This is a genomic window from Enterococcus sp. DIV2453a (genome assembly GCF_050533535.1).
Lineage (GTDB): Bacteria > Bacillota > Bacilli > Lactobacillales > Enterococcaceae > Enterococcus > Enterococcus faecalis.
Map to the genome: position 1 here is coordinate 2,513,648 of NZ_CP172899.1, position 21,199 is coordinate 2,534,846.

Annotated in this window: 21 protein-coding genes and 1 pseudogene; 3 read left to right on the top strand and 19 right to left on the bottom strand. The window is 36.4% G+C overall.

Annotation, left to right across the window (positions count from 1 at the left end):
- Nucleotides 1-22: 22 nt before the first annotated feature.
- Complete coding sequence (locus tag IGK03_RS12175) at nucleotides 23-799, bottom strand: peptidase C39 family protein (RefSeq protein ID WP_002355000.1); 777 nt, start codon at nucleotides 797-799, stop codon at nucleotides 23-25.
- A gap of 216 nt (nucleotides 800-1,015) precedes the next feature.
- On the opposite strand from IGK03_RS12175, the gene IGK03_RS12180 reads away from it, so the two are divergent.
- Nucleotides 1,016-1,378 (top strand): hypothetical protein, encoded by a 363-nt coding sequence (locus IGK03_RS12180; protein ID WP_002354999.1) that lies wholly within the window; start codon nucleotides 1,016-1,018, stop codon nucleotides 1,376-1,378.
- Between the two features lie 119 nt (nucleotides 1,379-1,497).
- Here IGK03_RS12180 and thiT read toward each other — a convergent pair whose 3' ends face one another.
- The 3 genes from thiT to IGK03_RS12195 form a co-directional block, all read right to left on the bottom strand.
- Complete coding sequence (thiT, locus tag IGK03_RS12185) at nucleotides 1,498-2,073, bottom strand: energy-coupled thiamine transporter ThiT (protein WP_002354998.1); 576 nt, start codon at nucleotides 2,071-2,073, stop codon at nucleotides 1,498-1,500.
- Nucleotides 2,074-2,235: 162 nt separating this feature from the next.
- Complete coding sequence (locus IGK03_RS12190) at nucleotides 2,236-2,889, bottom strand: PepSY domain-containing protein (protein ID WP_033625185.1); 654 nt, start codon at nucleotides 2,887-2,889, stop codon at nucleotides 2,236-2,238.
- A gap of 76 nt (nucleotides 2,890-2,965) precedes the next feature.
- Nucleotides 2,966-3,751, bottom strand: a complete 786-nt coding sequence (locus IGK03_RS12195) for a hypothetical protein (RefSeq protein WP_002354996.1) — start codon at nucleotides 3,749-3,751, stop codon at nucleotides 2,966-2,968.
- 233 nt (nucleotides 3,752-3,984) lie between these two features.
- Between IGK03_RS12195 and IGK03_RS12200 the strand changes: the two genes are divergently transcribed.
- Entirely contained in the window at nucleotides 3,985-4,719 is a 735-nt protein-coding gene (locus IGK03_RS12200; RefSeq protein ID WP_430602353.1) for a class A sortase, read from the top strand.
- A 47-nt stretch (nucleotides 4,720-4,766) separates the two neighbouring features.
- Here the strand turns inward: IGK03_RS12200 and IGK03_RS12205 are convergent, their stop codons facing one another.
- From IGK03_RS12205 to rpsO, 15 genes and pseudogenes are all read right to left on the bottom strand, one after another.
- Nucleotides 4,767-4,997 carry a hypothetical protein gene (locus IGK03_RS12205; protein WP_002383277.1) on the bottom strand — a complete coding sequence of 77 codons (231 nt, stop codon included), beginning with the start codon at nucleotides 4,995-4,997 and terminating at the stop codon, nucleotides 4,767-4,769.
- 88 nt (nucleotides 4,998-5,085) lie between these two features.
- Nucleotides 5,086-5,556, bottom strand: coding sequence for a low molecular weight protein-tyrosine-phosphatase (locus tag IGK03_RS12210; RefSeq protein WP_002378799.1), 471 nt, complete (start codon nucleotides 5,554-5,556; stop codon nucleotides 5,086-5,088).
- A gap of 40 nt (nucleotides 5,557-5,596) precedes the next feature.
- The gene (locus IGK03_RS12215; protein ID WP_002354991.1) at nucleotides 5,597-6,166 is read right to left on the bottom strand and encodes a TetR/AcrR family transcriptional regulator; all 570 of its coding nucleotides are present in this window, start codon (nucleotides 6,164-6,166) and stop codon (nucleotides 5,597-5,599) included.
- A 652-nt stretch (nucleotides 6,167-6,818) separates the two neighbouring features.
- On the bottom strand, nucleotides 6,819-7,046 hold the full coding sequence (locus tag IGK03_RS12220) for a hypothetical protein (protein ID WP_192211694.1): 228 nt from the start codon (nucleotides 7,044-7,046) through the stop codon (nucleotides 6,819-6,821).
- A 19-nt stretch (nucleotides 7,047-7,065) separates the two neighbouring features.
- Nucleotides 7,066-9,090 (bottom strand): annotated as a pseudogene (locus IGK03_RS12225) (WxL domain-containing protein); the annotation flags it as partial.
- 295 nt (nucleotides 9,091-9,385) lie between these two features.
- Nucleotides 9,386-9,757 carry an LPXTG cell wall anchor domain-containing protein gene (locus IGK03_RS12230; RefSeq protein WP_192211692.1) on the bottom strand — a complete coding sequence of 124 codons (372 nt, stop codon included), beginning with the start codon at nucleotides 9,755-9,757 and terminating at the stop codon, nucleotides 9,386-9,388.
- A gap of 36 nt (nucleotides 9,758-9,793) precedes the next feature.
- On the bottom strand, nucleotides 9,794-10,849 hold the full coding sequence (locus IGK03_RS12235; protein ID WP_430602608.1) for a DUF916 and DUF3324 domain-containing protein: 1,056 nt from the start codon (nucleotides 10,847-10,849) through the stop codon (nucleotides 9,794-9,796).
- 120 nt (nucleotides 10,850-10,969) lie between these two features.
- Nucleotides 10,970-11,725 (bottom strand): WxL domain-containing protein, encoded by a 756-nt coding sequence (locus IGK03_RS12240; RefSeq protein WP_430602355.1) that lies wholly within the window; start codon nucleotides 11,723-11,725, stop codon nucleotides 10,970-10,972.
- Between the two features lie 250 nt (nucleotides 11,726-11,975).
- Complete coding sequence (locus tag IGK03_RS12245; protein ID WP_192211689.1) at nucleotides 11,976-12,719, bottom strand: LytR/AlgR family response regulator transcription factor; 744 nt, start codon at nucleotides 12,717-12,719, stop codon at nucleotides 11,976-11,978.
- A 21-nt stretch (nucleotides 12,720-12,740) separates the two neighbouring features.
- Nucleotides 12,741-14,078, bottom strand: coding sequence for a GHKL domain-containing protein (locus IGK03_RS12250; protein WP_430602357.1), 1,338 nt, complete (start codon nucleotides 14,076-14,078; stop codon nucleotides 12,741-12,743).
- Between the two features lie 370 nt (nucleotides 14,079-14,448).
- Entirely contained in the window at nucleotides 14,449-15,867 is a 1,419-nt protein-coding gene (locus IGK03_RS12255) for a CHAP domain-containing protein (RefSeq protein WP_025188766.1), read from the bottom strand.
- A 331-nt stretch (nucleotides 15,868-16,198) separates the two neighbouring features.
- Entirely contained in the window at nucleotides 16,199-16,708 is a 510-nt protein-coding gene (mreD, locus tag IGK03_RS12260) for a rod shape-determining protein MreD (protein WP_002354987.1), read from the bottom strand.
- Nucleotides 16,705-17,565, bottom strand: a complete 861-nt coding sequence (mreC, locus tag IGK03_RS12265) for a rod shape-determining protein MreC (protein WP_002383273.1) — start codon at nucleotides 17,563-17,565, stop codon at nucleotides 16,705-16,707. Before mreC ends, mreD begins: the two co-directional genes overlap by 4 nt.
- Before the next feature lie 181 nt (nucleotides 17,566-17,746).
- On the bottom strand, nucleotides 17,747-19,861 hold the full coding sequence (pnp, locus tag IGK03_RS12270) for a polyribonucleotide nucleotidyltransferase (RefSeq protein WP_002367402.1): 2,115 nt from the start codon (nucleotides 19,859-19,861) through the stop codon (nucleotides 17,747-17,749).
- 186 nt (nucleotides 19,862-20,047) lie between these two features.
- On the bottom strand, nucleotides 20,048-20,317 hold the full coding sequence (rpsO, locus tag IGK03_RS12275; protein ID WP_002354983.1) for a 30S ribosomal protein S15: 270 nt from the start codon (nucleotides 20,315-20,317) through the stop codon (nucleotides 20,048-20,050).
- Nucleotides 20,318-20,596: 279 nt separating this feature from the next.
- Here rpsO and def point away from each other — a divergent pair, with 279 nt between their 5' ends.
- The gene (gene def, locus IGK03_RS12280; protein WP_002354981.1) at nucleotides 20,597-21,160 is read left to right on the top strand and encodes a peptide deformylase; all 564 of its coding nucleotides are present in this window, start codon (nucleotides 20,597-20,599) and stop codon (nucleotides 21,158-21,160) included.
- Nucleotides 21,161-21,199 lie beyond the last annotated feature (39 nt).

The window sequence follows — 21,199 nt, forward strand, 5'->3', positions numbered from 1 at the left end:
TGTTCCACACCTTTTCTTATTCCTAATAAAATGCCCAGAAGTTTAACGCTTCATTCATCACTTCTTCGGCTGTAAATGTCCGTTTTGAATGGCCCTTTTCTTCTGAATCGTTTGGATCATTAATCCAGAAATCGCCTTTTTCATCCACACCACTCATCACCATAATGTGGCCAGTTGTAGTGAAATAGCCCGGTTTTACAGAAATAATGACTGGATGACCTTCCTTCAAGAAAGCTGCCACTGTTTCAATATCCCCAATTTCTTGACAGTTATAGCCTTTCATTTCAGCATATGCACTAAAAATAGACCACGCCGTCCCTTGTCCTTCCATAAAGAAGTCATTTTTTGCCCAAGCTAACACATCCAGAGGGGTAACTTCTTGGTGATCCATGTATGAACCAACCATTGCAAGCGACACAATCGCACAGCCATTAATTTCGATTGTATTCGGCTTATCCACATTGCCAAATCCGTATGCGGTGTCTTTCCATTTAGCATCTGTCTGCAATTCTAACGGCAAATCCAGATGTCCATTATATTGCTTCTTTTCAATTTCTTGATTGACCTGTTGTCCATAGCTTAAAGGTTTGACTTTTTTCTCAATTTTAACTGGTGCTGGTTCTTTTGTTTTACTTGATTCAGCACTAGCTTTGACATATGAATCATCAAACCAACTTGAAAACCCACCTGATTTCATCGGCGAAAACTGCGCTAACAACCCGCCAAAGCCAAACGATACCAACAACACCGTGAGAACTTTTTTTTGGTAACCTGATGGTTTTTTTGACATACTATTCATCCTTTTCTATCTATTGACTACATCCGATAATCTTATGTATTTCTTATACGCTCACACATTATACTACTTTCTTTTTCGAAAAACAGAAACGTTGGTAAATTCTCATAATTATTGAAGGCGAACATATTTTCTTGAATTTTATCACAAAATTAGGTAAAATACAGGTAATTAGTCATTTGAGTTTTATTCTATTTTATTCGTAAAGGAGGCAGAAGAATGGATCAACATAAAGCTACCATCAAGAGCATTTCTAAACTGATTACGCTCTCTTCCCAACATTTCTTTTCGGCATTTTTAGAAGATTCTCAAGATCAAAAGAATAAAGAAAAGGAACGCAGTGCGCTTTTACAAGAGCTCCAAGTCGCTGCCGCCCAAAAATCCTTAGTGGTCTTACAATTGAAAGAAGTCCCTACAGCGCATAAATTCGAAACGGTGATCGGCTGGATTGTCTCAAAAAATATTTCGGACAATATCGTCGTTCGTTTACAAACGGATGAACAACAGTTGCGCATGATTCCTGTTGCTTCTGTCATGAAAGTCAGCACGTTAGCCAATCGTCACCAACGTCAAATTCACTAGAATATTGAAGTCTTTATAAAATAAATGGAAACCACCAACCCTGGCGATTGCAGGTTGGTGGTTTCTTTTATTTATGACTTTAGTCAAAATCCCATGAAACTTCTGACTTAGGACTCAACTTATTTCTTAGGAACAAATAATTGCGGTGCTACTTTTGCCAATAAGCCTAGAACTAGACTTACATACAAACAATTGACGACAGTACTTGTACCGTTTAGAACAAAGGAATAGAGATATGGGCTCATCCCTTCTGGTGCATACATGCCCCAAACCAATACACCCGCCCAAAAATGCCAAAACCAGCGGGCGAAGACTGCGACAACACTTCCTAAAATAATCGTACGAATGGCTGATTTTAAACGATTCGCTTGAAAATACAGTTGAATTTTTCTAGCGAATACGCCACCCATTCCTCCAAACGCAAAAGCAAAGGGATATTCAAAAATAATCTGTGGAACGGACAAGAAATTTTTCATGGCTGTACCGAGAATAATATTTAACATGCCCCAAACAAAGCCTGCTGCAACTCCAGGAAGCAACCCACGACGAAACGAATAAAGAACTAATGGGACCATTCCCAACGATAGGTCCAAGCCACTATTGGCAAATTCAATCGGTAAAAAAGAGAGGGCCATTGCCATTGCTGCGACGACTGTTCCTTCTACCCAAATACGTAAATCCATTTTTCTAGCCAAACAAATTTCCTCCTATGTTCTGACGCTCTCAACCACTAATACATCGTTATTTTACCATAGGGACTTTAGAAAAACACGTTTGTCGAACAAGCAAAAAAATAGCTGATCAGCATTTAAGGGAATCAACTCCTACTCAAACGCATGCCAGCTACTGTTTATCCATTAATCGTCCCGCTCAGTTGTCAAAATTTTACCAGAATGAGCATCGATTTTTACCTCTATTTTTTGTTGGCCCTCTTTCACTTTCACTTCCCAATAGGTGATTCCTAATTCTTTCTCTAACTTCCAATCTGTTGCCTGGCCGACTTTCGCTTCTTTTTCAGCCAAGGTTGTGGCTTGTTCTCTGGAAATGATCTTTGTTAAATCAAGTGCCTCTTCTTGCATTTTAACGCCATTTTGTTCATCGGCATCCAAGGTTTCGACTTTTTCTTTTGTGAATTCGCCTGTTTCTGCGTTCACTTCAACTTGATATTCTTTTTGCTGATCCACGCCTTCTATTTCATAAAAATAACGGCCAAAATCTGTATCTAACTGCAGACTTGTTATTTTAGCTTCTGGATATTTTTTCTCAAATGCTGTCGTTACTTTTTCTAAAGAGACAGCTACCGCGCTTGTCTTCTCTGATGTCGTCGTTGCTTCTTGTTGTACGGATGAACTTATTTCACTAGTTGATATTGCTGTTTCTTTTTGTTCATTTGTTGATGAAACAGCAGTAGGCGTTTTGGGTGTACAGCCAGCTACCAAAAAGAGTGCCAAGCCAGTCAGAGCGCCATAGAGTATTTTTTTCATTAAACAACCTTCTTTCCTTTTTATCATTTTATTATACTTGATTTCTCATTCAAATCATAGCTACAAAAAGAGCCCTACTTTAGTTGATAAAGTTAGAGCTCTCTCAGCCTTCATGGGCTAACATAAAAATTTCACCGAAATCATTCTCTTGTTCAATGTGCCAAATGCGTTTTTCACTATTATAGACAAGCGTTGCCAAAATTTCTTCTTTTTGGTATGACGTATTTTTCATCTTGCTAAGTGAATCTTCCACCAAGTAAATAGGAATCCGATATTCTTCTTTATCCACTTCTGTTTGTTGGAAGCAAAAAATAACACCTTCTTGCAAGATACCTTTCATATTTTTAAGTAATTCAGGACTTAATTTTTCGACAGGCGTATTTCGTTTAAAGAAGGCCTTTTTCTGATTCACTTTCTCTAAAACAACACGTGTAATTTTATCAGCAAAGATTCGATAAAATTCATCAATATAACGATAATAGACACGCGTCATCTGATCTGCAAATTCAAAAAAGACAAAATCATTTTGTAGCTTATAAAAGAAAGGCGAATGCAAACTATTCTTCATGTGTCCAAAATAAAGAAGTTCCGAAATTTCTAATGGCGTTAGCTCTTTTAGCATCGTCACATCGGAAAAGTCAATCCATTTAATTTCTTCAGTCATCCAACGACGTTGTAGCGATTGAAAATAGCGATTGACGCTTTCTTCTCCACGAATAATTTTCAAACCTGAATGCATATCGTATTCGCCAGCTTCGGCAGAAGGATCTAATAATAGTAAGTTCTGTGGATGATGCACAATTGAACGAACAAAATCGGAATGGGTAATTCCTTTAGATAAAACCGCATTGCTGGTTACATCTATATGTACATAAATTAAATCAAGCAAATTCCCATCTCCCCTCTACTAGCCTCCTTACCATTTTACAATATTTTCAAAAGAAAAGCTTGTTTCTTTTACTTTAAAATTCCATTACAAAATGAGGATTTTTTTGAAAAATCAATCGATTCAGTTGTTTTTTATTAAATCAAGGTCCGGTCTGCTTACCTATTCCCCAAAGAAAATAAATAGGTTTTTCAAATAAATTGTGGTAAACTTGATACATTAAAAGGAGGGAGAATATGCGCCCAAAAGAGAAAAAAAGAGGAAAAAATTGGTTAATCAACAGCTTATTAGTTTTACTATTTATCATTGGCTTGGCCTTAATTTTTAACAATCAGATACGCAGTTGGGTGGTTCAACAAAATAGCCGCTCGTACGCCGTTAGCAAGTTGAAACCAGCTGATGTGAAGAAAAATATGGCTCGTGAAACAACGTTTGACTTTGATTCAGTTGAGTCCTTGAGCACAGAAGCGGTGATGAAAGCCCAATTTGAAAACAAAAACTTACCTGTGATTGGTGCCATTGCGATACCAAGTGTCGAAATTAATTTGCCCATTTTTAAAGGATTGTCAAATGTCGCTTTATTAACTGGTGCGGGGACCATGAAAGAAGATCAAGTCATGGGGAAAAACAATTATGCCTTGGCTAGTCATCGAACGGAAGATGGTGTTTCCTTATTTTCACCTTTAGAAAGAACCAAAAAAGACGAACTCATTTATATCACTGATTTATCTACTGTTTATACATACAAAATAACTTGTGTAGAAAAAATCGAACCAACTCGTGTTGAGTTAATTGATGACGTTCCTGGTCAAAATATGATTACCTTAATTACCTGTGGCGATTTACAAGCAACGACGCGAATTGCTGTTCAAGGAACATTAGCAGCAACGACGCCTATTAAAGACGCCAACGACGATATGTTGAAGGCTTTCCAATTGGAGCAAAAAACCTTAGCCGATTGGGTGGCTTAATAAAAAAATCCTTGAAAAGTTTTGACACTTTTCAAGGATTTTTTGCTTTATTTCATCGCTTGACGTTCTTGCTGTTTCAGACGAGCAAAACCATAACGGATACCTGCAAACAATAAAACTAACGGAGATAAGAAGACAGAGATCATTAACCATTCACTTGTATACATACTACTAAAAGATAAATGATACGTGACAGCATACACTAGCGGCAGACTCATTATCAACAATAAATAATACAAACTCAATTCAAAAACATAGGATAAATAACTACTGTTCATCTTACTTCCCTCCTGTCTCTTTTTCCCTGAACAATTTGTTAACACTATTGTACCAAGGGGAAACAGAAAGTACTATCGGACTATAGTCCTAATCTTTCAGCTGTGCTTTTATTTTTTTCAACCATTCTGAGGTACCTGCTTCCACTAAGCGGTAAGTTTCCTCAAAATCACCAGTATAATAAGGATCAGGTACGTCCATGGTTTCTTTACCAGCCACAACTTCCATAAATAAATGAATCCGCCGTTGCTCTTCTTGAGGAGCTAATGCTTTTAAATCTGCCACATTATTCGCATCCATCCCAATGATATAGTCATATTTTTTAAAATCACTTGGCTGGATTTGTGTTGCCCGCATTCCTTGATAGGAAATTCCTTGTTGCTCCAAAATTTTTCTGGTTCCCTTATGTGGCTGACTGCCAACTTCCCAGTGACTAGTAGCTGCTGAAAATACTTGAATAGTCGATTCTAAACCAGCTTGTTGGACTTTCTGACGAAAAATCGCTTCTGCCATTGGCGAGCGACAAATATTGCCTAAACAAACAAATAACACAGTTACCACAACGTTTCACTCCTTCATAAAACTTTTTATCCTTCACACATTACTCATTGGCTTCTTGTTCATACAAATGATAAGCCATAAATTCTGTATCTTTCGCTAAACGGAATAATTGCGTCGCCATTTCCAAAGGAGTCTGAGGATATTCCTCAAGAATCCATTTCGTTAAGACGCCGCTACATCCATAAGAAAAGAAATTCGCATAAAATTGTTTGTCTTTATCTGTTAAATGGTTCTCAACATCGACTTGTTCAAATAATGAAATAAATAAGCGATTGGTCGAAGCGGAAAAAACATTAAGAAGAACTTCTGAATCTGAGGTCACTGTTGTATAGTAAAAATGACTCTTCTCTTTAATCGCTTTTAATAACTTCAGGGCTTGTTCCTCCCAGTTTTCCAAACAAATATCTGTTTCCAAGTAAATCAATGCATCGTGACGATAAATCCAACGTAATAAATCATATTTATCTGTAAAGTGATAATAAAATGTTTGGCGATTCAAGCCCACTTTTTTGGTAATATCTTGGACACTTATTTTACGAAAATCCTTTTGTTCACATAATTCTATTAAAGCTGAAGCGATTGCTTGTTTTGTATCGTGCGTTCCGCTCATGCTGATTCCTCCGCTCCTAATATGTATATACCTCTATAATTGCAAAAAAATGGCCAGATTACAATATTTTCAGATACATTTTATGCATATATTTAAAATTAAATGAATAAAAAAAGCGGCAACTAACGTTTTTTGTTAGCTCTATACTTTCTGAAAGATGGGACAAAAGTAAGAAATAAGTTGAAATTCTCCCAAAATAAAAAAACACCCAGTCCTTCAATCTTAGCATGTTCCATACAAAGAAATTGATGCGAACGAAACGGCGTTTAGTGTATCATGATGCAACATCAACTCGTTCCTCGTTGTGTTTTATGACAATTTTCGGAAACTCCTTCTTATTGGCTTTCTCATGTGAACACTCGTCGCAGTTTAGCCTTTGAGAGTGCCGAACAGTACCTACTTGGTTCTCAGAGCTAAGCCCTTTTATATCAGCTTCGTTCTTTTTACTTGATTTTAGGGTACACAAAAAGCACTCATCCCTGTATTAAATTAAATCAGAAAGGAAGTGAGTGCTTTATGTTTAAAAATTATACCATCAACCAAATAACTTTACCAATGTCTAGAAGTGTGGGGCCGAAGAACCACTAGGGTAATCCCTCAAAATGATGTTAAAATTATTCTATATGTTGATAGGCAGTGTTTTTTTCAGGTACTAAATGCTGGCTTGAATTTGAAGCTCAAAATTGAGCAGTAATGCCAAAACAAACCAAGTAATACCGAGAATTAATAAGAACCAACTATACCCCGTTTGAGCAAGCATCGATTGCTTCGTTCTCGCGTTATGAACAAATGAGATATTTTTCAATAATAAGATTAAAAAAAAGATGAAACAAATGAGACCATTGCCAATACTAAGCCAAAGCCAAATCATAGTATTCACGTTTTCGTTTCCTTCTTCTCTATGGACCAGTTACTAAATTCCAAGTAACAATCCCTTGATAATTTTCGTTAACTTTCCCTTGATTGGCTGGCACTTCTAATTTTATGTCAGAAAAATCAAAGTCTAGTTGAAAAATATCACTTCCTGTAAACTGTTTATTGGCAATGACGTTTGTAGCTGTACCATCTGCTACTAAAGTCAAATTGGCTGTTGTCCCTACTTTATTCATGGTTTCCACTGATTGGTTGTAGCTCTCAATCTCTAAAACATTAGCTGTTCCTAATAATAAACGAGTATTATTCGATAGTTGATTATTTGCTGATATTGGTTGAGAAAATTGTGCCGTTAAAGACCAATCAGGTTGACTTTTTTTCAATCTTAGATATGGATTACGCGTGCCATTTGCATAATAATCGTCTGCTTTTTTCAGTCCATATTGCTGTGTGCTGGTACTAATAGCAGCTGACCCAAAGTCAAATTCTGGCGTACTAATGAAGCCTTCCTCCGTTGGTGTCGGTGTAATGATTTGATCTTCCCCTTGAATACGGACAAAGTTACTTGCTGTCACAGCAGTAAAGTTTCCTGTGGCTGTCATTTCAGCAGTTAAAACTTGGTTTGGATTTCCCGTAATTTTCTCAGTAGATAATTGAATGGTTGCTTCACCTTTTGCAGGAATTTCAATATCTAAATCCACGCCAGCTTGCCATTGTTCTGCTGTCACAGAAATATTTTTATATGACCCATCATTAACTTTTACACTTAATTGGCTTGGATACAAAATCCCTGAATCCCAGTTTGCTGTTGGCGCTAACTTAATATTTGTTAGAGTAGCTTCACTTGTATTTGTTAATTTTGTTGTCCAATCCATTGAATTACCATTATCAATAACTTCATACAAGCGGTCAACTGTTAATGTTGCAGTAGGTTGAACCTCTTCATAGACAACTGTCAAATCGTCTTTATTATTATACGTAATTGCATAGCTTGGGGTTTTGGTCGTTTCTAAATTTGTTTGATCCGTCCCTTTGTACCAACCTTTGAACTTATAAGTTTTTCCGCCAGAAGTGTATAAATCTGGTAAAGCTTTATCGCTAGTGTACACAAAGTTATCAGTATCTATCACTGTTTTCTTTCCTTGGGTAAAACCAGTTGGTGGCATAATTTTAGTACCAGAAGCATCTACAAAATTTTCGGTTACTCTGCGGTTTTCTAAATAATAGTAAATCGTACCTGATGGTGAAGATAAATTATAATTTTCTCCCGCTATTCCTGAGTAAATACCCATTGCGTATGATGTTTTAGTGGTATCCCATGACCAATAATTACGACGTGTACCAAAAACAATGCCGTTAGTGGATAAGTAGTAACTCTCTGTTCCTGGTGTTGTAGAAATCACCTGAGTATTTTCAATATTTTGACGAACTGCGTTTGGCACAGGATATTTTGTCTTATCGCCAGTGTAAGTTGCAGTTGGCGTAATCGCCATGAGTCGGTAGTATCTAGGAATTGTATGATTTACATAGCGAGTACCATATGTTTTAACAGACATATCTGGTAATTCATAAGACTTTCCAGGAATCGTTAATTTTTTTAATTTAGTCTCCGCAACATCTGTTCCATAAACTTTTGATAAAACAGTAGCTTGTGTTTCATCATTTTCACCTAGCTCAGCTTCTACTGTAAAATCTGCTGGATTAAGTAAATTACCTGCTTCGTCTACATAGCCAAATTGGATTTCTTTTGTTGGAAATGTGTATGTTTTAGTTACTGCCTCTTCGTAAACTACTGTTAAGTCATCTTGATCATTATACGTGACTGCATAGCTTGGTTTTGGAGTTGTTTCCATTTTTGTTTGATTGGTGCCTTTGTACCATCCTTTAAAGACATAATTTTTACCATCTGCTGCATATGTTTCTGGCAATGTTCTACTTTCTGTGAAGATAAAATTATTGTCTGTGATTGGTACTTTCTGATTTTGAGTGAAGCCAGTTGGCGGCGTAATTGCCGTACCCTTTTCATCGATAAATTTTTCAGTGATTTGTTTCCAGTTATCTGATTCTGAGATGGAAGAAGTAGTTTCTGATTGTTGTGTTGTATTCTCTTGACTGTCTTCTTTTAAGATTTTTTGTGCTTCAGAATCGTTTTCTTTAATTGCTTGTAAATCTTTTGATTCTTCTTTTCCCCCTGTTTCTGTCGTCCCTGTATTTGTTGCCGGTTCTACTGCTGTCCCATCCGTCTGATTACTTTCGCTTGTTAATGTTTCTGCAGTTGCCGTGATGCCTATTAATGAATTCACTAATAATGAACAACAGATTCCTAATGTTGCCAATTGTTTCAATTTATTTTGTTTCATTTTGTTGACCTCGCTTCTTTTTCCACAAATGAATCCCACTATAAACAAGTACAATACTCCCTAAAAGATAATACCAATTATTCATTATTTCCCCTGTTTTTGGTAAATGTTGATTATCGGTCTCTATGTTTGCCTGATTTTTAGGAGGAATCGTTAGTTCCTCTCGTCCCTCACGTTGAGGATTCTCTTTTACCCCTTGTCCTTGTTCACTTTTATAAAAGGTGATTCCGACATCCGTCGAACCAACTGATTCTGCTAAAACAGATTTAGGAACAATACTCATCGCTAACAAGCTACACCCAATGCAAAATGACATAAGCACTCGCTTATATAATTGCTTCTTATTTTTTTGTTTCATCGCGCTCTCCTTTTGACTCTTCGTTTTTTTCTTCTATTAATCTAATTGTTTTAGCAACAGATACTGATTAAATGACATTTTTATCGCTAAAATGATTGCAATCACTGTGATAGCCAATAAACCATAAAAAGTCGGTATCCACCACTTAGGTAAAACAAGTTTAATACTGGCTTCCTTATTTAATGCTTTCGCTTGCTGATTAGTAATCTTAAATTCTCGTTTAAAGTGCCAACCTTGATTTTCATCCGCTTTCAGTCGAGCTGTTCCTTCAAAAACATATGTGCCTGGCTGGAGATTTTTTTTCCCAAGGTCTATGTTAAAGTTCATAACAGTATTTGGTGCAAAACGAACAATTGATAACACTCGTTTGGCAATTTTTTTAGATTCACCTTTTTTTGTAATTTGCCCTTCTAAAGATACCTCTGGGAAAATAGCTGCGGTTGGATTTTGAATTACCGCTTGAACTGTTTTACTCCCTCGTTCAATTTTGGGTACGACTGTTGTTAATTGAAGAGTTTCTGCTAGATACATCGGTACTTTTTCTGAACTGCGAAGCGTAATCGCCACATTAAATCCATAACGACTTGTCAAACCAGTTACTGTCCTAGCCTCTTCTTTCTCAGAGGCAAGCGTTGCATAAATACCTCCTAAAACCACGCCTTTTAATCCTTTTGAAGGGATTTCCATAAACATTTGTGCTAATACTGTTTGTTTAGCGGGGATCTTCACTTGTTTATTTGGTAAGTAAATGAGTGAAGTTAATGGATTTTCCATGCTTCTATCAGGTTTTGTCTTTAAATCATTGTAAACAATTAAACCATTTACATTGGTGGTTGCATTTGCTATCGCTAAATCAACAGTCAATTCTTCATTTGTCTTATTAATCAAAGCTAGCTCCAACTTTTGTGTTTGACCATTGGTAACGATTAAATCATAATAGGATTGCGTCGCTGCTACTTGATTCTTTGGTAAAATAGGATTCACAGTGAACTTCGTTGTCATATTTTCTTCAGCTTGTACTCTTTGAGCAAAACAAACGCTTCCAATAATAAAAAAAAAGACAGCCATTGTACACCAACAATTTCTCTTCATCATTGTTTCTCTCCTTGGATAACTAAAAAACTAGTTAAGAGAGCTGCTCCTTTTATGCAGCCCTCTTAACGATTTATTTAATGTAACTAGAATCAACCTTTTTATTTTTATAAACCTTTTTTATGCTGAAGGTCCTGAAACAAGTGTCCAATTAATTTTCCCAGTATAGGTACCAGCTTTGATTTGTGAGGCTGGTGTTTGGATAGATAATTTAATATCTGACAATTCTGAATCCCAAGTACCTTGCCCTTGACCTTTGTCTGCATTAGCAATCGTCACTGCATCGCCACCTACAGGAATACTCGTACCTGCAAAAGTCGGTGCTGCCAAATCTGTATCGAAACCTGCTACTTCACGTTCATATGAAGTTCCATTGTATTTTGCATATGCACCTGTTTGCTTAAATTGAATTTCGCCGACTAATGCATCAGAACCATTTTTCATTTCAGCAACATTCGCTGTTACATGCCAACCTTCATTTGTACCACGAACATCACCAACACCGAAACGTTTTACTAAGGTATTCGTTCCTGTTAATGGAGGCGTGGCTGTTTGTTCTGCTTCAATACTTGGGTCAATCGCAATTCCTGCCGTTAAATCAGAACCGATTTGTGTCGCAGCAAAATTAAATGCTCTTGGTACATAAAGTAAATCAAAGCTTGTTAAAGAACCACCTTCATTATCACCATCATTGTTGCCATCCCCTGGGCCATCAGTACCATTGTCACCACCGCCACCACCAGGTAATGTTCCTTCTCTAAATTCAATTTGTGCAGGAGACGTTCCTGTTGTATTTGCGTGTACTGCTGCTGGTGCCACACTCGCGCCTAAAATCGCTGTAGCAGCAAATGCTGTTGCTAACATTCTTTTCTTCATTTTACTAGTTCCCCTTTTAACATTTTTTCAAATAATTATCATGATTGTTTAAAAGTTTCTTTAACAACTTGATAATTTTATTATATTCATTTTTTTTCAACACGTGTTAGCCATTCACACACATTTGACGACCATTCAAACAAAAAGCACCTTTTGTGATAATAAGCAGTTGTTAATAAGCTACTATCATCACAAGTTTTTTAACACAACAATAGTTGCTGCAGAAAATACTGTTATTTTTCAATCATCATTAAATTTTTGAACTCCAATCAGTATATGCTTTTGCTAGTTTATTAATAATCTTTGTACCCAAATACAACGCTTGTCCATCTGCAAAAATAATTGTTTCGTTTTTCTTATCAATTTCATTAATCAGATTAAAATTAATAATGTACGAGCGTAGTTCTTTATAAAAGTTTTTTTCCACCATGATTTTTTTAAGTTCTTTCATGGTCATATGAATCATCTTTTCCCCTGTCAATAGCTTAAATGTAACCCAGTTTCTAACTTCTTTATTTGTTTCTACAAATTTAATTTCCTCTTTGTTAATCCTAATGGTTTGCCCACTTAATTGAAAAATCAAAGGTTCACCATTCTTCTGATAAATGGTCTGCTGAATTTTTTTTAATACTTGTTGTAGATGTTCCCCTAATTGAGGATCGCCTTTTACTAGCATCCCAATCGGCAAAATATTACGGCAAATAATTTCTAGGCTATTTGCTGAATTTGCTGTATAAAAAACAATTTGACACTCAACATTCTTATTTCTTAGTTTCTCTGCCAAATCAATTCCTGTCACAGAGTCATTAAAATCAATATCAAAAAAGAAGACATCTTTTTCACTTAGTTTTTTTTCACTAATCAATTGTTCAAAATTATAAATATCTACTTCCTCATGAAGAACACTCTCTTTGCTACCAAATGTTCGTAGCAATTTTGTTAGTTCTTTTTTATGAAAGTAATTATCCTCTATAATGTAAAAATTTAAATCCACTTGTTTCAACCTTCTTTATACTTATTTATGTAAAGGATAGACCATGAAAACTTGACAGGTGTTCTGTTGAATATCTATCTGTAGATAACCATGTTTCTTTCTACTAAAATATTCTTGGATACTAGCCAAACCGATGCCACGCCCCTCACCTTTAGAAGACCGTCCTTTGTTCAGCGCTTGACGATCTTTCTCAACCACGCCATTGTTTACAACCGTGATTTCTATCCGCTGGTTTTTCTCAACCATGCCCACTGCAATAAAACTATCTTGCACCCCAAAAGTAGCTTCTATACTATTGTCTAAAAGAATGCCCAAATAACGAATCAATCTCAACTCATCTTTTGCAGAAACAATTCTAATAGTTTCTGGAATATGCAGAGTCATACGAGTCGGAGCTTTAATCTGTGCAAGCTTATTTTTTAAGACACCTCTCAACCCTTCCGAATCAACATTTTTCAGTTCATTATAAATATCTGTCTCTTGGAATTTTATCTCTTGAAGGTGTTCAGACATCGCAATATGTATTTTTTTTAAACCTTCCAGATCTCCTTGCTGAATATATTCTTGAATCCCAGCTAACATATTCGTGTAATAGTGTTTAAATTTTTTCATTTCATCATTCATACGTTCTAATTCTGCAGCATAATTAATTGCTTGTTCACTTATCTGACGTTCGCGCAAATAATTTGAAACGTAGGTTCCTAGCCAAGCTGCTAAAAAAGGAATAATAAAATAAAAAGCATTACCGATTAATTGTTGCCACAGTTCATAACGGAAATCATCAAATAGTAAAAACGGCCCAATTTCCAACATACAAATAGTTAAGACAATAATACAAATGCCCGCAATCATATTTTTTTTATTCATAGGTAGTTCAACTAGCTTAGAAATCACATCAAAACGAGTAAACACCTTAGCTAATACCCAAGCTAGCATAAAAGTTAGCCCTGCTACAATGAAACGTTCACTGATTAAATAAACTTGAAAAGCTAGCTTATCCTCATGGACAAACATAGTTATCACATTAACTAAAGAACCATCAAATCGTTCATATACAGACTGACTCACGTTTTGTAATAACAGTGTCAAATTAATAATATAAGCACTTAATAGTAAGTTCTTCTTTAAAAACATTAATGGAATGAGCAAGATAAACACAATAAGAGAGTGAATAAAAGAGGCATTTTCTAAAATCCCTAATTGGTAATGACCCCACATCAATAGTTCGTAAAAAAGTTTAGCAAGTACAATCAATACAACCACTTTTTTCGTTAGTATTGACTTTAAAAATAAAAATATTGGTGAAATTTCTAAAACAAAAATGATAATTGTTATCAAAAATATCATTATACGTAGCATTTGTTTTTCATCATCCTTCAACTAATTATTTAGTTATAAATATCTCCTATAAAAATAACATTAAATTTTAAAACTGAAATTAATTTTAACAGATATTTCTTATTTAATCCACATAACTTTCAATCAATATTGCCATTTTTTGTTTATTTTTTCACCATTTTTTTTCATTATTAATGAGTAAAAAATAATTTAAATAGTAGTAACTAGAAAAAAATCCAGAAGATTTTCTCCTCTGGACTCAATATGATTCTACGATTTCTCTTATCCAACATTATTTGACAAAGAGCCAAATTAAATGAATAAAAAAAGCGGCAACTAACGATTTTTGTTAGTTACCACTCCTTGTTATCAATTATTAATAGGTGACTATTTATCCTGGAAAACGCCATACAACAGCGCGGAATCCTGCTGGTGGTGCTGGTGACCAGTTAGAGTTAGAAGAAACATAACCAGAACCTCCTGGGTTGTTCGCTTCAACGATTTGGACACTTCCACCACTTACACCTGTAACTAAGACAGTATGCACGCCACCAATCCAGCTATCTGGACTATAGGCACTTTCATATTGAACAACATCGCCTGGTTGCACGTTACTCCAGCTAACTTGTGTTGCGCCAGAAGCAACATAGCCACTGTTTGGACCACCATAACCGAAGTTAATACCGCCTGCCGCTAACCAGCGACGAACAGATACTAAACATTCGCCTGGTTGATTCCAACCTGTTGCATAAGAATTACCAACATCTGCTAAAGCTGCATTAATTGCGGCTTGTTTTCCTGAAGTCACGCCACCATTCCCTGGTTTTGCTTCATTACCTTTTTCAGGAGTCGTTGGGTTAGTTACAGGAACTTCTTTTTCTTTTTCAGGTGCTGCTGCTGGTGTTGTTACAACACTTTCTGTTTCAGTACTTGAAGTTGTTGTTTCTTGCGTTGTGGTACTTTCAGTAGTTGTTGATGATTCTACTACTGGTGTTGCGGCTTTTTCTTCAGCGGCTGATGCTGCTGCCTCATTGGCTGCTTTTGTTGCTTTCGCTTGCTCTGCTGCCGCTTTTTGTGCTGCGGCTTGTGCTTGCGCTGCCGCTTGTTCTTCTGCTTTTTTAGCAGCTGCACGTTGGCGTGCTTGTTCTTCTGCTAAACGTTTTTCCGCTTCTTTTTTCTGTTTAATGAAGCTGTCTTTTTTCCCTTGTTCTTCAGAACGTTGTGCTTCTAAATCATTTTTAGCCACTTCTTGTTGAATCTTCAATGTTTTTAATGATTCTGTTTTGTCATTTAATTCTTTTGTTGCTGCTTCTAATTCAGCAATTTGTTTTTCAACATTCTTTGTTTTCTTTTCAACAGTCGCTTTGTCTTCTTTTTGTTGTTCTAGTAATTCATTGTTGGCGCTCATCATTGTTGAGACCGCTTGAACGCGACCAATTGCATCTGCTACTGAATCTGCATCTAAGACAGCATCAATAATTGAATCACTTTGACCATTCACTTGGACATCGCGTGCTTGTTTTGTCATTTGTACTTCACGTTTTTGAATACGGACATTCAAATCAGAAATTTCACTATATAATTTAGATACTTCTGATGATAGCTTGTTCTTTTTAGCTGTTAATGTATCGATTTGTTTGGCCGTTTCAACCATATCATTTTCAATAGCGGCAACTTTTGCTTCTGCATCTGACATTTGGCTAGTTAACGCATTAATTTTTTGATCTTGTTGTTGAATCTTTGTATCGTATTCATCTGCAAATGCTGCGGATGGTAACGCTACGCTTGTTAAGGTAATGGAACATACCATTAGAGCCGATAATACACTTTTCTTCAATCTGTTGTCCTCCGAAAATCCTTTTTTGTTAAGCTTTTTTATTATTTATTAAAATTTGAATAAATTTCTCTTTTTCAACGATAGAGCAATTGTAGCATAGCTGTATGTCACTGAGATAATATGGATGTTACAGTAATATTTCAATTTTCTTCTTGTAAATGACAAAAAAAAGCTTCACTTTTTTCACAACTTTCTTCATGGCTCCAGGGTAATCTTCTCATTGTTTTGTTATTTAAAGAAAATAAAAAAAGCGAAAAATGCTAACAAATGAGCATTTTTCGCAAACGAACAAAATTTTCAATTTTTATTTTACGGAAAACAGTTTTTTCAGTGGATAAGATAAAATAACATACCACACCATGTTCAATAGCAATGTAGGGCCCAACACACGTGTAATAAATAAAATTGGGCTGACATCCGCTAAATGAAAGGCCACTTGAATCAGTACCGCAATCAGTTCATACAACGTGGTAAAAATAACGATCCCAAAAAAACCAGTTAGTAAATTTGTTTGAATTACTTCTTTAAATGTATACATCAACATAACCGAAAGCGTCAGTGCGACTGTATAAATCCCGATAATGCCAATGTAGTAGCTATCGCAAATAAAGCCTAAAATTAACGAAGTAATTAATAAATAACGTTTAGAAAAATTAGGAACGGCAAACATAAACGCAAGTAATAGCAGATGAGAACTGGCGAAGTAAACATTACTTGTCCACGTTTCAAAAGACTTTGTTAAATGAGCGTCAATTAACATTAAGAAAAACAAGAGGATAGGTGTGACGTATTTTAAATACTCTTTCCGAATCATTCGCTTTCCCCTGCCGATCTTTTCACGACCGTCACAACGGAGATACCATAGACATCCGCATAAGGTTTCACATAGACTTCACGATCTAAACCAAAACTATCTGGTTTCACTTTAATAACTGTTCCTACCGCTAAATCGGCTGGTGAATTACCCCCTAAGCCAGAAGTCTGAACGACATCGCCTTCTTTCAGCGTGGCATCGCCAGTTAATTGTGACACAATTAATGCATTTGTCTTATTGTCGTAATTTTTAAGTAAACCAAACGATTCGCCATTTGCGGAAGTTACTCGCACAGGGAAATGGTTCGAGTTGACATTTTTAGACGTTAGTAGTTCCACTTTTGCAGTCGTTGCATTGACTTCAATAACACGCCCCACTAACCCTTTTTGCGCCATGACCGCCATGCCCGCTTCAATGCCATCATTGGTTCCTTTATCGATAATTAATAAGTCTTGCCAAGTATCAGGCGAACGCGTAATGACATTCGCAGTTACTTTTTCATAGTTGGCCAACGTTTCGTTCAGATTCAATTCTTGTTTTAAACTATCAATTTCGCGTTTATAGTTATTGTTTTGGACAGCTAATTCATTATAGCTATCAATTTTTTCTTTTAGACGTTCATTTTCTTTAAACGTGTTAATTAAATTGCCCATTGAAGACAAGCCGTTTTCCACCACACGAGCTGGAAAAGAAATCACACGATCCACCATACTAACGCTATTGTTGACACCACCTTGAACGACATTGGTTTTGCCTTTTTCAGAACGTTGCGCAGCAGTTAAACTAATAATGGTTACTAAAATAATGACTAAAATTAAGGTAATGATTATATTTTTATTTGGATTAAATTTTTTCACAAAGACACCCCAGATATTCTTCAGACTGATAGTATTAATTTTACCACTAATTGACTATAAACAAAAGAGTTGGCGATCGTCTTTAGCTTTTTTTATCATTTCTTTTTTAGGGCTTGTTTTCAACGAAAAAACCAACGAAAAGAAAGGAAACTTCCTTGGTTTTCGTTGGTTTAAAAAGAAATTATTTTTCTTTGTTTTCTTCGTTTAATAATGCTTTTCTTGAAACGTTGACACGGCCTTGTTTGTCAATTTCAGTTACTTTGACAAGGACTTCGTCGCCTAATTTCACGACATCTTCAACGTTGTTCACACGTTCGTTTGCTAATTGAGAAATATGGATCAAGCCATCTTTGCCTTTAATTAGGTTAACAAACGCACCAAATTTTTCAATGCGGACAACTTTTGCTAAGTAAACTTGACCGACTTCAACTTCTTTGGTTAATTCTTCAATAATCTTGATGGCTTTTTTAATCATTTCAGCATCTGATGAAGCAATACTTACGTTACCGTCTTGATCGATATCAATCTTAACACCAGTTTCATCAATGATGCTGTTGATTGTTTCGCCACCTTTACCAATGACATCTTTAATTTTCGCTGGTTTAATTTGAATCATTTCAATTTTCGGTGCATATTGACTTAATTCTTCACGAGGGGCAGCAATCGTTGTTGTTAATTCTTCTAGAATTTCCATCCGTGCTTTCTTCGCTTGGTCTAATGCTTCCGTTAAAATTTGTTCTGTAATTCCTTGGATTTTGATGTCCATTTGTAAAGCAGTGATTCCGTCTTTCGTTCCCGCTACTTTAAAGTCCATATCGCCAAGGTGGTCTTCTAAACCTTGAATATCTGTTAAGATTGTATAGTTTTCACCATCACTAACAAGACCCATTGCAATACCTGCAACTGGCGCTTTAATTGGCACACCCGCATCCATTAATGCTAATGTTCCCGCGCAAATACTTGCTTGTGAAGAAGAACCATTTGATTCTAACACTTCTGCTACTAAGCGGATTGTGTAAGGGAAGTCTTCTTCTGATGGAATAATTTGTGCTAAGGCACGTTCACCTAACGCACCGTGACCGATTTCACGACGACCTGGTGAGCCCGCGCGTCCTGTTGAACCAACAGAGAATTGCGGGAAGTTATAATGATGGATGAAACGTTTGCTATCTTGGACACCCAACCCATCGATAATTTGATGTTCCCCTAAAGGCGCTAATGTACAAACGGATAAAGCTTGTGTTTGACCCCGAGTAAATAAGCCAGAACCATGCACACGTGGTAAAATACTTACTTCTGATGATAAATGACGAATTTCGTCTAATTTACGGCCATCCGGGCGAATCTTATCGATCGTGATTAACTCACGTACGACATCTTTTTCAAGATCTTCCGCAATTTGTTTCACTTCTTTTAGTAATTGTGCTTCTTCTTCGTGTTCCGCAAATTTTTCAGCGTAAACTTCTTTGACTGTATCTTTTACTTTGTCAATTTCAACTTCACGTGCTAATTTTTCTTCCGTCATTACGGCTGTTTTCATTGTATTGTAGTACGCATCAAAAATTTCTTTTTTAAGATCAGCGTCCACTTGTAATAAGTCCACGTCCATCTTTGGTTTACCTACAGCGGCAACGATTTCTTCTTGGAACGCCACTAGTTCTTTAATGGCATCAAAACCGAAAAGTAAGGCACCTAACATATCTTCTTCTGATACTTCTTTGGCACCACTTTCAACCATATTGATGGCTTCTTTTGTTCCAGCAACAGTTAATTCAATATCTGTTTGTTCCGCTTGTTCTACCGTTGGATTTAAAACATATTCGCCATTAATACGACCAACGTCAACACCAGCAATTGGTCCATCAAACGGAATATCTGAAATTGCTAACGCTAAGGAAGACCCAAACATTGCAGCCATTTCTGGTGTACAATCTTGATCAACACTCATAACGATGTTCGTGATTTGGACTTCGTTACGGAAGCCTTCTGAGAACATTGGACGAATAGGACGGTCGATTAAACGAGCGGTTAATGTCGCACGTTCACTTGGACGACCTTCACGTTTAATGAAGCCGCCAGGAATTTTTCCTACCGCATACATTTTTTCTTCATAGTTTACAGTTAATGGGAAAAAGTCTACATCTTTTGCTTCTTTAGAGGCAACAGCAGCACTTAAAACGACCGTATCGCCGTAACGTACTAAGACAGCTCCATTGGCTTGTTTGGCTAATTGGCCGATTTCTACTTCTAGTGGGCGGCCGCCCCAAGTTGTTTTAAAGACTTGTTTTTCTGTCATAATTCTTCTCCTTTACTCTTGCTCTTTGGAAAAGTCAGACGGCTACTAAACAAATGAAAAAGTAACAAGTCGTTGCTGCTCTTTCATTTGGTTAGTAGTTCCTAAAAACTTTCCAAAGAGGACCTTCAATAGTGACAATAAGATAAAAAGCGAGATTCTGATTGAACCTCGCTTTATACGTAATGATTAACGACGTAATCCTAAACGTTGGATCAATTCGCGGTAACGTTGGATGTCAGTTTTACGTAAGTAAGCTAACAAGTTACGACGGTGACCGATTTTTTTCATTAAACCACGGTAAGAATGGTGATCTTTTTTGTGTGTACGCGCATGTTCGTTCAATTGGTTAATGTCTTCAGTTAAGACAGCAATTTGTACTTCTGGAGAACCAGTATCTCCTTCATGACGTGCGTATTCTTTAATGATTTCGTTTTTTCTTTCTTGTGAAATTGCCATTTGTTCCACCTCTTTCTCTATTATTCGTCTGATCACTGAGTGAAGCGTTGGTGACTCGCTAAACCAAGTGATAGATGGTGTGTTTCCACACAAGCTTACTTTACAGGAAACACCGCTAAAATGCAAGCTTAATCTCTATTATTCGATAGTTTTTTTAAACAATCTAGCCCCTTTTTTGGTGATTTTGTGATACACTAAATGGTGGTAAACAACTGATTATTTCAGCGCATGAATAAATAAAAGAAGAATTTTTTTATGTTTCAAAGGAGGAACCATTGAATGATTACAATGAAAGATATTATTCGTGAAGGGAATCCCACACTTCGTGCTGTGGCAGAAGAAGTGCCTGTCCCTATCACTGAGGAAGACCGACAATTAGGTGAAGACATGTTGACTTTCTTAAAAAATAGTCAAGATCCAGTCAAAGCTGAAGAATTACAATTACGTGGTGGCGTTGGTTTAGCTGCACCACAATTAGATATTTCTAAACGAATTATTGCTGTCCATGTTCCTAGTAACGACCCAGAAAACGAAACGCCTTCATTAAGTACGGTGATGTACAACCCTAAAATTTTGAGCCATTCTGTGCAAGATGTATGTCTAGGTGAAGGGGAAGGCTGTTTATCTGTCGATCGGGATGTACCTGGATATGTCGTTCGCCATAACAAAATTACCGTCAGTTATTTTGACATGGCTGGCGAAAAACACAAAGTTCGTTTAAAAAACTACGAAGCGATTGTGGTTCAACATGAAATTGATCATATTAATGGCATCATGTTCTACGATCATATTAACAAAGAAAATCCATTTGCTTTAAAAGAGGGCGTTTTAGTCATCGAATAAAGGAGCGTGGGACAAAAATCACTTTGGATTTTTGCTCCA

Coding starts and splice junctions, on each gene's coding strand:
- rpsO (WP_002354983.1), bottom strand. CDS start 20,317: ATGGCAATTTCACAAGAAAGAAAAAACGAAATCATTAAAGAATACGCA.
- IGK03_RS12200 (WP_430602353.1), top strand. CDS start 3,985: ATGCGCCCAAAAGAGAAAAAAAGAGGAAAAAATTGGTTAATCAACAGC.
- IGK03_RS12190 (WP_033625185.1), bottom strand. CDS start 2,889: ATGATAAAAAGGAAAGAAGGTTGTTTAATGAAAAAAATACTCTATGGC.
- IGK03_RS12235 (WP_430602608.1), bottom strand. CDS start 10,849: ATGAAGAGAAATTGTTGGTGTACAATGGCTGTCTTTTTTTTTATTATT.
- IGK03_RS12250 (WP_430602357.1), bottom strand. CDS start 14,078: ATGCTACGTATAATGATATTTTTGATAACAATTATCATTTTTGTTTTA.
- IGK03_RS12230 (WP_192211692.1), bottom strand. CDS start 9,757: ATGAAACAAAAAAATAAGAAGCAATTATATAAGCGAGTGCTTATGTCA.
- pnp (WP_002367402.1), bottom strand. CDS start 19,861: ATGACAGAAAAACAAGTCTTTAAAACAACTTGGGGCGGCCGCCCACTA.
- IGK03_RS12240 (WP_430602355.1), bottom strand. CDS start 11,725: ATGAAGAAAAGAATGTTAGCAACAGCATTTGCTGCTACAGCGATTTTA.
- def (WP_002354981.1), top strand. CDS start 20,597: ATGATTACAATGAAAGATATTATTCGTGAAGGGAATCCCACACTTCGT.
- IGK03_RS12205 (WP_002383277.1), bottom strand. CDS start 4,997: ATGAACAGTAGTTATTTATCCTATGTTTTTGAATTGAGTTTGTATTAT.
- IGK03_RS12180 (WP_002354999.1), top strand. CDS start 1,016: ATGGATCAACATAAAGCTACCATCAAGAGCATTTCTAAACTGATTACG.
- IGK03_RS12255 (WP_025188766.1), bottom strand. CDS start 15,867: ATGGTATGTTCCATTACCTTAACAAGCGTAGCGTTACCATCCGCAGCA.
- IGK03_RS12175 (WP_002355000.1), bottom strand. CDS start 799: ATGAATAGTATGTCAAAAAAACCATCAGGTTACCAAAAAAAAGTTCTC.
- IGK03_RS12215 (WP_002354991.1), bottom strand. CDS start 6,166: ATGAGCGGAACGCACGATACAAAACAAGCAATCGCTTCAGCTTTAATA.
- mreD (WP_002354987.1), bottom strand. CDS start 16,708: ATGATTCGGAAAGAGTATTTAAAATACGTCACACCTATCCTCTTGTTT.